At 70.0% G+C, this 11,345-nt stretch carries 10 protein-coding genes; 4 read left to right on the top strand and 6 right to left on the bottom strand.

What is annotated here, in order from left to right; all coding sequences use genetic code 11:
• Positions 1 to 34: 34 nt before the first annotated feature.
• On the bottom strand, positions 35 to 778 hold the full coding sequence (locus ACZ6S0_RS18315) for an AMP-binding protein (RefSeq protein ID WP_465918669.1): 744 nt from the start codon (positions 776 to 778) through the stop codon (positions 35 to 37).
• Between the two features lie 323 nt (positions 779 to 1,101).
• On the opposite strand from ACZ6S0_RS18315, the gene typA reads away from it, so the two are divergent.
• Positions 1,102 to 2,952, top strand: coding sequence for a translational GTPase TypA (gene typA / locus ACZ6S0_RS18310; RefSeq protein WP_465918665.1), 1,851 nt, complete (start codon positions 1,102 to 1,104; stop codon positions 2,950 to 2,952).
• A 369-nt stretch (positions 2,953 to 3,321) separates the two neighbouring features.
• Complete coding sequence (locus ACZ6S0_RS18305; protein ID WP_465918661.1) at positions 3,322 to 5,718, top strand: hypothetical protein; 2,397 nt, start codon at positions 3,322 to 3,324, stop codon at positions 5,716 to 5,718.
• A 60-nt stretch (positions 5,719 to 5,778) separates the two neighbouring features.
• On the opposite strand, the gene ACZ6S0_RS18300 is transcribed toward ACZ6S0_RS18305, so the two are convergent.
• From ACZ6S0_RS18300 to ACZ6S0_RS18285, 4 genes are all read right to left on the bottom strand, one after another.
• Positions 5,779 to 6,429: a DUF2461 domain-containing protein gene (locus tag ACZ6S0_RS18300; RefSeq protein WP_465918658.1), complete on the bottom strand. Its 651-nt coding sequence runs from the start codon at positions 6,427 to 6,429 to the stop codon at positions 5,779 to 5,781.
• A 43-nt stretch (positions 6,430 to 6,472) separates the two neighbouring features.
• Entirely contained in the window at positions 6,473 to 7,264 is a 792-nt protein-coding gene (locus tag ACZ6S0_RS18295; protein WP_465918655.1) for a polysaccharide deacetylase family protein, read from the bottom strand.
• A gap of 30 nt (positions 7,265 to 7,294) precedes the next feature.
• Positions 7,295 to 7,600, bottom strand: coding sequence for a hypothetical protein (locus tag ACZ6S0_RS18290; RefSeq protein WP_465918651.1), 306 nt, complete (start codon positions 7,598 to 7,600; stop codon positions 7,295 to 7,297).
• A gap of 182 nt (positions 7,601 to 7,782) precedes the next feature.
• Entirely contained in the window at positions 7,783 to 8,391 is a 609-nt protein-coding gene (locus ACZ6S0_RS18285; RefSeq protein ID WP_465918648.1) for a helix-turn-helix domain-containing protein, read from the bottom strand.
• 92 nt (positions 8,392 to 8,483) lie between these two features.
• Here ACZ6S0_RS18285 and ACZ6S0_RS18280 point away from each other — a divergent pair, with 92 nt between their 5' ends.
• On the top strand, positions 8,484 to 9,323 hold the full coding sequence (locus ACZ6S0_RS18280) for an EamA family transporter (RefSeq protein WP_465918645.1): 840 nt from the start codon (positions 8,484 to 8,486) through the stop codon (positions 9,321 to 9,323).
• 69 nt (positions 9,324 to 9,392) lie between these two features.
• Here the strand turns inward: ACZ6S0_RS18280 and ACZ6S0_RS18275 are convergent, their stop codons facing one another.
• On the bottom strand, positions 9,393 to 9,977 hold the full coding sequence (locus ACZ6S0_RS18275; protein WP_043618296.1) for a sigma-70 family RNA polymerase sigma factor: 585 nt from the start codon (positions 9,975 to 9,977) through the stop codon (positions 9,393 to 9,395).
• A 251-nt stretch (positions 9,978 to 10,228) separates the two neighbouring features.
• Here ACZ6S0_RS18275 and ACZ6S0_RS18270 point away from each other — a divergent pair, with 251 nt between their 5' ends.
• Complete coding sequence (locus ACZ6S0_RS18270) at positions 10,229 to 11,302, top strand: PLP-dependent cysteine synthase family protein (protein ID WP_465918641.1); 1,074 nt, start codon at positions 10,229 to 10,231, stop codon at positions 11,300 to 11,302.
• Positions 11,303 to 11,345 lie beyond the last annotated feature (43 nt).

Genomic DNA, 11,345 nt, shown 5'->3' with positions numbered 1-11,345 from the left:
GGAAGGATCACACTCTCCCACAGTGTCGCACTTTTCACAGGCCAAGCGAGCTTACGACCGCCCTTTCGTCGACGACACGCAGAACGGGGTCGCCCAGCAGCCGCCTGGCCAGGTCGTACGGGGCGACGACCACGGTGGCCCGGCGCTCCTGGGCCAGCACGCGGCAGCCGAGCAGGCTCGGCTCGTGGGGGACGACGACGTGGGCGCCGGAGGTCATCGCCAGGTCGATGACCCGCAGCCCGCGGAACGGCTCGCTCACCGCGCTGATCAGGACGTCGTCCTTGCCCACCACCAGCCGCATGGAGACCCTGCGCAGATCGGCGGCCAGCTCGGTGTTGTCGAACATGCGCACGCCGTCGAGCGTGAACGCGGGCCCCGCCAGCGGCCCGAACTCCAGCATCCCGCCGGCCAGCAGCTCGCTGAACGGCCGGGCGCCCGGCGTGGGCCGGAACGAGAAGACCTGGTCCACCTTGACCGCCGCGGGGTCGTAGTGGTCCTGGGCGATCATCATCCGGGCCGCGCCCGTCGACCCGAGCACCGCGACCCCGCCGGCCCAGGCCACGGCGTGCACCGCCACGGGCAGGGTCGCGCCGAGCGGGACGTTGACGAGCACGTGCTCGCCGTAGCGCAGCCCCTGGGCCCGCAACCCGGCCGCGGCTCTGGTCACCCGTCTCGCGAAGGCCGCGTAGGACAGCACCTCGCCGGTCCTGACGTCGCTCACCGCCGGCTGATCGCCCTGCATCGGTGCGGCTGCCATAACCAGCTCTGTCCAGGTCATGCCGCCAATCTAAGGACCAGGCCGGGGCTTGCCATGCGCACAATTGTGCAACCAGCTATGTAGACCAGCGCCCCTGACCATACGTATGGACCACAGGCGGACCATAGGTACCCATGAGCCCGGCCCGTGCGCGCGGCACGGGCGCGGGACACCGTTCGCGTGGGCGTTCGGGCAGGTACCGGCCCCACCGGCGTAACGGCGGCGTCGCCCGCGCGTACCCTCCCCGCCATCTTGCCCCGCGCCTGCCATCGGAGGGGATCAACTAGACTTAGGAGGTCGCGACTTCGCGCGGCCGCCCCCACGACACAGAGCGAGACGTCATCATGCCTTTGAACAGCCGCGACGACCTGCGGAACATCGCGATCATCGCGCACGTCGACCATGGCAAGACCACGCTGGTCGACGCCATGCTCTGGCAGTCCGGGGCATTCCGCGCCAACCAGGATGTCGACGACCGCGTCATGGACTCCAACGACCTCGAGCGCGAGAAGGGCATCACCATTCTCGCGAAGAACACGGCGGTCAAGCACGGCGGCATGACCATCAACATCATCGACACGCCCGGGCACGCCGACTTCGGCGGCGAGGTCGAGCGCGGCCTGTCCATGGTCGACGGCGTCGTGCTGCTGGTCGACGCCTCCGAGGGGCCGCTGCCGCAGACCCGGTTCGTGCTGCGCAAGGCGCTCGGCGCCAAGATGCCGGTCATCCTGTGCATCAACAAGGTCGACCGCCCCGACGCGCGCATCAAGGAGGTCGTCGACGAGGTCTACGAGCTGTTCATGGACCTCGACGCCACCGAGGAGCAGATCGACTTCCCGATCGTCTACGCCTCCGCGAAGGCCGGCCGGGCCTCCATGGAGCGTCCCGCCGACGGCGGGATGCCCGACTCAGAAGACCTCGAGCCGCTCTTCGACATCATCAAGTCGACGATCCCCGCGCCCACCTTCGACCCCAGCGCGCCGCTGCAGGCCCACGTCACCAACCTCGACGCCTCCTCCTACCTGGGCCGCATCGCGCTGTGCCGGATCCACCAGGGCGTCATGCGCAAGGGCCAGCAGGTGGCCTGGTGCCGCACCGACGGCTCGATCCAGCGGGTCAAGGTCACCGAGCTGCTCATGACCGAGGCGCTGGAGCGCAAGCCGGCCGAGGAGGCGGGCCCCGGCGACATCATCGCCCTCGCCGGCATCCCCGACATCATGATCGGCGAGACGCTGGCCGACCCCGACGACCCGCGCCCGCTGCCGCTGATCACGGTCGACGAGCCGGCCATCTCGATGACCATCGGCACCAACACCTCGCCCCTGGTGGGCAAGGTCAAGGGCGGCAAGGTCACCGCCCGCATGGTCAAGGACCGGCTCGAGAAGGAGCTGGTCGGCAACGTCTCGCTGCGCGTGCTCCCGACCGACCGCCCCGACGCCTGGGAGGTGCAGGGCCGCGGCGAGCTGGCGCTGGCCATCCTGGTCGAGCAGATGCGCCGCGAGGGCTACGAGCTGACCGTCGGCAAGCCGCAGGTGGTCACCAAGCTCGTCGACGGCAAGGTGCACGAGCCGGTCGAGCGGGTGACGGTCGACTGCCCCGAGGAATACCTCGGCGCGGTCACCCAGCTCCTGGCCGTGCGCAAGGGCCGCATGGAGCACATGACCAACCACGGCACCGGCTGGATCCGGATGGAGTTCGCGGTGCCGGCGCGGGGGCTGATCGGCTTCCGTACGGAGTTCCTGACCGAGACCCGCGGCACGGGCCTGGTGCACCACGTGTTCGACTCCTACGAGCCGTGGTTCGGCGAGCTGCGCACCCGCAACAACGGCTCCCTGGTCGCCGACCGGTCCGGCCCGGTGACCGCGTTCGCGATGCTCAACCTGCAGGAGCGTGGCGTGCTGTTCATCTCGCCCGGCACCGAGGTCTACGAAGGCATGATCGTCGGCGAGAACTCCCGGTCCGACGACATGGACGTCAACATCACCAAGGAGAAGAAGCTCACCAACATGCGCTCCTCCACCAGCGAGGAGACGGAAAAGGTGATCCCGCCGCGCGCCATGTCGCTCGAGCAGGCCCTGGAGTTCATCCGCGAGGACGAGTGCGTGGAGATCACTCCGGAGAGCGTGCGCATCCGCAAGGTGGTGCTCGACGCCGCCACCCGGGGCCGCGCCGCCGCCCGCGCCAAGCGCGCGTGACGCCGAAGTTCCCCACCGGCCGCGTTTTGCTCGCTTAATGCGAACAAGACGCGGCTTTCGGCTAATTACCGGCATCACGGGTTATTGTCGGCTGTCAACCCCCCGCCCCAGCCACCTGTGATGCCAGGAACTCCCCGGGCCGTGCCGTAAAGAAGCGCTGTCATGGTAGAGCTGTAATCACACCGTGACCTGAGGATATAGAACAATCGCGCGCACCGGAGAATCATCCAAATTGTGGGAAAGCTCCGAATGGCAATCGCGTTCGGGCTGGCTCTGGTGTCGTTGGGGGCAATCGTTTGGTGCACCGTCGCAGCCAGACCGGTAACAGGCCCTGCGCCGCCCAAGGGCGGGGCGCCGCACAACCCGTGGGTGGCCGCCGCCGGCCGCGCCGATCCCGAGGTGCGCTGGGCCCGCAGGGCCTCCACCGAGGTGACGATCAGCAGAGCGCGCGAGGCCGACCTGGAAGAGGTGCCCGAGGGGCGCCTCGACCCCCGCAACCGCCAGGTCAAGGTGAGCATCGTGCACCGGCTCCATCTGGCCAGGAAAGACCCGCTCGTCGAGGCGCTGCGGCAGGGCGGCGGCTTCCCGGGCACGCTCCAGCAGGTCACCGACGCCGCGTTCGGCGCCACCAAGGTGGACGGGCCCGGCCTCGCGCCGACCACCCGTCTGGCGCCCGTCCTCAGCTCGACCGCGACGCGGACCACGGCGCAGTTCACGGTGACGATCCTGCGCCAGCTCACCACGGACGACCTGCTGAAGCTGGACTTCAACGCCCCCAACGCCTTCCCCCTGATCGTGACCGGCCGCTCCATCGCCGTGCTGCCCGGGGAGTGGCGGGTGCTGCGGCTGGAGGGCATCACGCCCGAGCTGGAGCAGGAGGACCGGCTGACCTTCGAGGTCGGGGCCTACCCGGTGAGCATGACACTGGCCCCCGACGCGTACGGGTTCGCCGACGAGGAGCTGGCCGACGACTTCTCGTGGGCCACCGCGCTGGGCGCGCTCACCGCGGCCGCGCTGCTCGTCTTCCTGCTGCGCTCGCTCGGCCAGGGGTGGTGGACGCGGCTGCCCAACCGGGAGCTGTTCGTCGGGCTGGCGCTGGCGGCGCCCATCCTGCTGATCCCGCTGGTCGCCGAGAGCTGGTCGGCGGCGGCGTACGTGATCCTCTTCGTCGCCGTACCCCTGCTCGCGGTGCGGCACGCGGGCCGCATGATCCCCACCAGCCCGCCGTGGACCACCCGTGACCTGCTGATCGCGACCGGGGCGGGCGTGCTGCTCGGGCTCGGCATGCTCAGTTGGTCGTGGCTGCACGGGCAACTGTCCGGCCAGGCCCTGCTGGCGGGCGGGGCGGTGGCCGCCCTGGCGGCGGCCGGCTCCGCCGTCGCGTTCAGCGTGGACCTCGGGGTGCGGGCGGTGATCGTACGGCTGGCGGTGTTGTCCGCCGCGGCGGCCATCGCGCTGCTGGCGCTGGCGCTGTGGCTGCGGGCGGTGCTGGGCGGCGTGTACCCGCCCGACAGCATCCGGCTGGGCCTCGCGCTGGCCTGGGCCCTCATCCCGATCGCCGCCCTGGCCCTGGCGACCAAGCAGTGGAAGCGCCAGGCCGTCGTGGGAGCCGTGGTCATCAGCCTGCTCGTGCAGGGCTGGCCCACCGAGTGGCTGGACTCGGGGTCGTGGAGCCTGGCCGTCGAGCAGCCGGAGCCCCGGCTCGGCAGCCTCACGCTCACCCCGATCGTGCGGGGCGTGCTGGGGTTGTTGCTGCTCGGGTTCGTGATGCTGGTGCTGCGGCTGAGGCGGCTCGGCGGGCGGGTGCCGGCGATCGACAACCCGGTCGCCGAGTCGACCATGATCGCCGTACTGATGGTGCTGTACGTCACCCCGGGCGGCAGCACCACGCTGGCCGACATCGACGTGCCCCTGCCCCTGCTCGCCGTCACCTCGCTGGTGGCCTGGGGGACCTCGCGCTGGCTGCTCACCGGCCCGCGCCTGGCCGTCGCCGAGCCCGCCGACCAGGACGAGCACCGGCGACTGGTCAGGGCCGCCCTGCACCGTCGCCTCCTGCTGGTCTCCGAGCAGGAGCTCTACCGCATCGGACGCGGCCGGATCGGCGCGGGCGACCTGTCGATCCCCGACTTCGAGGAGCAGCGCAACGCCCTGGAGGGGGCGCTGAACCGGCACGGGAAACATCCGGAGACGGCCTTCGCGACCTGCGCGGGCTGCACGCCCTGGCACAACGGCGTGCACGCCTTCACCGTCGCCCTGCTGCTGAGCCTGCCCTTCGCCCTCGTGTACGGCCGCCCCGAAGGCGTCGACCTGACCAGCTTCGTCTTCGACAGCCGCTACCTGATCGCGCTGCCCGCGTTCGGGTTCCTGTTCGGCTACTTCTACCCGCGCCTGCGCGGCACCCAGCCCATGACCAAGGCCCTGTACCTGATGGCGGCGGCCCTGCTGACCGAGCTGTCGGGATATCTGTCGACGCTCGCCGAGCCGGACATCGGGGCCATCGACAAGCTGCAGGTCGTGGGCATCGTGGTGGGCCAGGTGATGCTGGTGTGCATCGGGCTGGGGTTGTTCTGGGAGTGGCGGATCATGCACCTGGCCGGGGAGCCCTGGGCGCGGGTGCGCAACCTGCGCAGCGTACGCAGCCTGGCCGCGCCGACCCTGGCCCTGGTGCTGGCGGCGGGCACCACGGTGGCGTCGTCGGCGGCGGGCCAGACGGTCGACCGCATACTCAAGGGCGACCAGGTCACCAGCTCGACCACCACCCGCTGACCGTCAGGCAGCTCGACCACCACCCGCTGACCGTCAGGCCCCGGCGAGCCCGGCGGCCGGTCAGCGGCGGGGCAGCTCGCTCCCGCGTACGTGCGCGCCCAGCCACTCCACCAGCGGCCCGAACGACCGCCACGCGCGCTCGACCCGCTCCCGTGCCTCTCCCGTGTGCACCCACGGCTCGGGCTCGAACCGCAGGCCCGCGTACAACGACCTGTGCCGCAGCAGCTCGATCCGCGGATGGTCCTCCTCGAACCCCCGCGGCCGGGTCTTGAGCCGCTCGCCCAGCAGCTCGCAGCCCGCGGCCACGAGCGACTCGGTGATCGACTCCAGCGGCTTGCCGGACAGGTCGGAGTCGACCGCCGCCCGGTAGCGGGCCACCTGGTCGGCGGCCGTGGTGTAGACGCCGCCCGCCGTGAACAGCCCCGCCGCGCTCAGCTCGACGTAGAGCCCGATGCCGGGCATCAGGTCGGCGAACGCGCCCTGATGCGTCTTGTACGGCGACTTGTCCTTGGAGAAGCGCACGTCGCGGTAGGGCCGGAAGAGCTGGGCACCCCCGAACTCCCCGGCCAGCTCGTCGGTGAGCGCCGCCATGGGCGCCCGCACGCAGTCTTCGTAGAGGTGCTTGTGCCGGGCGAAGTAGGTCTTGGAGTTGTCCGCCTCGAGCCCCTCGTAGAAGAGGAACGCCTCGTCGGGAAAGCCGGTGAAACCCATGCCGACAAGGGTGCCATGGCCGGCCGACAACCCGGGAAGCCGATCACCGCTCCATGTACATCCGCCCCGGCGAGGGAGTCCTGCCGTACAGCTCCGAGACGGTGACGAAGGTGTAGCCCTTCCTGCCGAGCGTGTCGAGCATCTCGGGAACGGCGTCCACGGTGCTGCGGTGGATGTCGTGCAGGAGGATGATCGACCCGGGCTTGGCGCTGCCCGCCCGCCTGGCCACGACGGAGGCGACCCGGTCCCGCCAGTCCATGGTGTCGACGTTCCACATGATCTGGGCCAGGCCCTCGCGCCGGGTCTCGGCCGCGACCTCCTCGTTCGTCGCCCCGTACGGCGGGCGCATCACCCGCATCCGCACCCCCGTGAGCCGCTGCACGATCTCCTCGGTGTGCTCCAACTCCCGTCTGAGCGCCTCGTGCGACAGCCCGGTGAGCGCCGGATGGCTCCACGAATGGTTGCCGATCTCGTGGCCGTCGTCCACGATGCGCCGAGTCATATGCCCGCCCTTGTCGGCCGCCACCATCTGCCCGACGACGAAGAACGTGGCCTTGACGTCACGCGCGCTCAGCATGTCAAGGAGCCGCCAGGTGTGCTCGCCGGGCCCGTCGTCAAAGGTCAGGGCCACACATTTGAGCCGGGCGCAGTCGAACTTGCGGCTGCGCGGCCAACCGGACTGCATCGATACCAGCTTCTTGGCCAGGGCGACCGGATCGACCGCGACCGGCGGCCGGGCAGGTACGACCTTCGACTGCTGCTGGCGGCGTGGCACCGACTGCGTGACACAACCCACCAGGGCGAGCAGGGCCAGCGGCAGGGCCCATACGCGCATGCTTCCCCCCGAAACGCCGCATGCGGGGGCCTACGGATAATCCTGGACCGGTGCCCCCCGCAGCTCCCTGACCAGGTCGTCCCACCAGAGTGGGATATCCGCCTGCAATTCCTGGAAGCGGCGCGCCACGCGCATGGCACATCCGACCGGATCCGTACCCAGATGCCGACGTTTCACCGGCCCTTCCTGCCAACGGTAAAAACCATCTCTATAGCGCACAACCAGGCCGATCCACACGGAGATGGTCTCGTCATCGCCGACCTCGTAGGCGCTGGTGACACCCAGGCCGTGCAGCTCCGTCTGGAGTTTCTCCGTCGCCGTTCGGGCCTCGCTCACACGTCACCCCCTGCCGACGCTCGCCGTCCGGGCCCGCCGACGGGGGCGGCCACCGCACACAGGGGATGTACCCAGCCACGGGCATCAGCCGTCCAAGACATGGAGTAATCATGAAACTCCGCCGGGTCATCCGTCGGGCTTTCCCGCTTATTGGTCAGGTTATTTGTCAGGAAGTCGCCTGTTCACTCGTGCGGGTCGCGCGGCGCGTACGCCGGGGGCACGTCCTGGGCCTCTCTCGGCTCGGCCACGACCATGACGAACCTCAGCTCCTCGGTGCCCCGGTTCGCGTAGCGGTGCGGGCGGTCGGCGGTGAAGAGCACGGCGGCGTCCTTGCCGATCACGTGACTCCTGCCGTACACGGTGAGGGTCAGCTCGCCCTCCAGCACGGTCAGCATCTCGCGGGTGCCCGGCGGGTGCGCGTCGCCGTCGTGGTGCTCGCCCGGGGCCAGCCGCCAGTCCCACAGCTCCATGATCATCGGCAGGTCGGCGCCCACCAGCAGCCGCGCCTGAACGTCGCCCTGGTGGAACGTGACCACCTCCGACTTGTCCACCACCCGCACCGTCGGCACGTCGGCGACCTCCACCAGCCGGGCCACGGTGACCCCGAGCGCGGAGGCGATGCGGGTGAGCGTGGAGACGCTCGGGTTCGTCCGGCCCTGCTCGACCTGCACCAGCATGCCCCTGCTCACCCCCGATCTGGCGGCCAGCGCGTCGAGGGTCAGCCCGCGGTGGGCGCGCTGGGCGCGGACGTTGTTCGCGATGGCCTGGTTGACCAGCTCCGGATCTTCCATGGAAGTGCAGTGTAGTGAATTGGATTTGCAGTGGAATGTACTCTATGTGGTGTACTACCAGTGCAATACATTGAACTAGAGGGGAGTCCGCCGTGACGGTGATCCTGGCGACCGCCTGCGCGATCGTGTACGGCACGGCCGACTTCTTCGGCGGCCTGGCCACCCGGCGCTCCCAGGTGCTGTCGGTCGTGGCGCTCTCGCAGGCCGCGGGCCTGGCGCTGATCCTCGGCCTGTTACCGCTGCTGCCCGGCGCGTACGACGGCGCCGCGCTGTCCTGGGGGCTGGCCGCGGGCCTGTCGGGGGCGGCCGGGCTGGTGCTGTTCTACCGGGCGCTGGCCACGGGCGTCATGTCGGTCGTGGCCCCGACGACCGCGGTCACCTCGGCCGCGCTGCCCGTGGTCTTCGGGCTGGCGTCGGGCGAGCGGCCGCAGGTGTGGGCGCTGGTGGGCGTGGCGCTGGCGCTCGGGGCGGTGCTGCTGGTCAGCCAGGACAGGTCCGGGGGCGGACGGGTCTCGCTCCCCGTGGTGCTGACCTCCCTGGCCGCGGGCGCGGGGTTCGGCGGCTTCTTCATCCTGCTGGCCATGGCGCCGCACGAGGCCGGTCTGTGGCCGCTGGTCGGCGCGCGCATGTCGTCGGTGTCCGCGGTGGTCCTGCTCGCGCTGCTCACCCGCCGCGGGCTCAGGCCGGGCCCCGGCTCGCTGCACATCATCGTGGCCGCCGGGGTGCTCGACATGGCCGCGAACGTGCTCTACCTCCTGGCACAGCGGGGCGGGCTGCTCAGCCTCGTCGCCGTGCTCGTCTCGCTCTACCCGGCCAGCACGCTGCTGCTGGCCAGGCAGGTGCTCGGGGAGCGGCTACGGGCCGTACAGGTCGCCGGGGTGGTGTGCGCGCTCGCCGCGGTGGCGCTCATCGCCGTCGCACAGCACCCCTAGCCCTGCCACGTTCCGCTCGTCTACGACTCACCCCACCACGGGGGTCGCGGGCGGGCCTTCGAGCCTGACTCAGGCGGCGCGCTGGGCGGGGAGGCGCACGGCGCCCTCCTCGCGGGCGTACTCCTCCAGCATCCCGCGGAGCTGGCGGCGGCCACGGTGCAGCCGCGACATCACGGTGCCGATGGGCGTGCCCATGCGCTCGGCGATCTCCTTGTACGCGAAGCCCTCCACGTCGGCCAGGTAGACGGCCACGCGGAAGTCCTCAGGAAGGGAGCGCAGGGCGTTCATCACGACGCTGTCGGGCAGCCGGTCGAGCGCCTCCGTCTCGGCCGAGCGCAGGCCGGTCGAGCTGTGCGACTCGGCGGCGTGCAACTGCCAGTCCTCGATGTCCTCGGCGGCGGACAGCTTGGGCGAGCGCTGCTTCTTGCGGTAGTCGTTGATGAAGTTGTTGGTCAGGATCCTGTGCAGCCACGCCTTGAGGTTGGTGCCCTCGCGGAACTGGTGGTACGACGTGTACGCCTTGGCCACCGTCTCCTGCACCAGGTCCTCCGCGTCGGCGGTGTTGCGGGTCAGACGCATGGCGGAGGCGAAAAGCTGCGACGTCACGGGCACGACATCGCGCTCGAACCAGTCCTGACGCTGCTCATCGGTCATAGTGATCAAAATCATTTCCCCCTTGCGCTATCCCCCGTTTCGGCACAGGCCGCCTGACGGCGGTTCCATCCTCCCAAGTCCTAGGTAAGGGATGCGTTAGGGAGGTTCCGCCTCGCTCAGCAGGGGGTTTCGTCCATCTGCTCGCGGCGTGCGTGGTCACGTCCACGGCCGGACAAGTCTCGTTAGCATAACACTACCCACCCAATATTGTCGGAATAGTGGCGAAAGTCACATGGGATAGCGTATGGAGGGTGAGATTCACAGACCGCCATGATACCGGCACGCGCCGCTGGGTGGCGGAGGCCATTCGCAAGGTCGAGGCCGACGCCAACCGAAGTTGCGACACCCATCTCCACGTCTTTCCGCTGCCCCCGCGCTGGGGAGTAAACCTTTATCTGAAAGACGAGTCGGTGCACCCAACTGGTTCACTCAAACATCGGCTCGCCCGCTCCCTGTTCCTCTACGGCCTGGCCAACGGCTGGATCGGCCCGGCCACGACGATCGTGGAGGCGTCGAGCGGATCGACCGCCGTCAGCGAGGCCTACTTCGCCCGGCTGCTGGGCCTGCCGTTCATCGCGGTCATGCCCGCGTCCACCTCCCCGGAGAAATGCCACCTCATCGAGTTCTACGGCGGGAAATGCCATCTGGTCGACGACCCAGGCGCGATCCATGACGAGTCCCACCGCCTGGCCGCAGAGACCGGTGGCCACTTCATGGACCAGTTCACCTACGCGGAGCGGGCCACCGACTGGCGCGGCAACAACAACATCGCTGAATCAATCTATTCACAGATGTCCATGGAGCCCCACCCGGTGCCGGCCTGGATCGTGGTCGGGGCCGGCACCGGCGGCACCTCCGCCACCATCGGCCGCTACATCCGCTACCGATGCCACCCCACCCGCCTGGCCGTCGCCGACCCGGAGGGCTCGGCCTTCTACCCGAGCTGGGTCTCGGGCGACGCCTCGGTCACGACCCCCGGCTCGCGCATCGAGGGCATCGGCCGGCCGCGCGTGGAGCCCTCGTTCCAGCCGACGGTCATCGACCGCATGATCGCGGTGCCCGACGCCCGCTCGATCGCGGCCATGCGCTGGACGCGCGAGGTCACCGGGCTCGACGTGGGCGGCTCGACGGGCACGAACCTGGCGGCCTGCGTCGGCCTCATCGCCGAGATGCGCGCGGCGGGCGAGCGGGGCAGCATCGTGACGCTGGTGTGCGACAGCGGCGACCGCTACCGCGGCACGTACGGCAACCCCGGCTGGCTGGCCGGCCAGGGCCTCGACATCGAGCCCCACCTGGCTGAGCTGCGCGCTTTCCTGACCGGCTGACCAACGACGAGTAAGGCATACCTAAATTAGGTTAGCCCTGCCT

The sequence above is a fragment of the Nonomuraea sp. NPDC051298 genome (assembly GCF_055586305.1).
The sequence above is the reverse complement of the archived record's forward strand: the minus strand, read 5'-3'. Positions and strand labels throughout refer to the sequence as shown.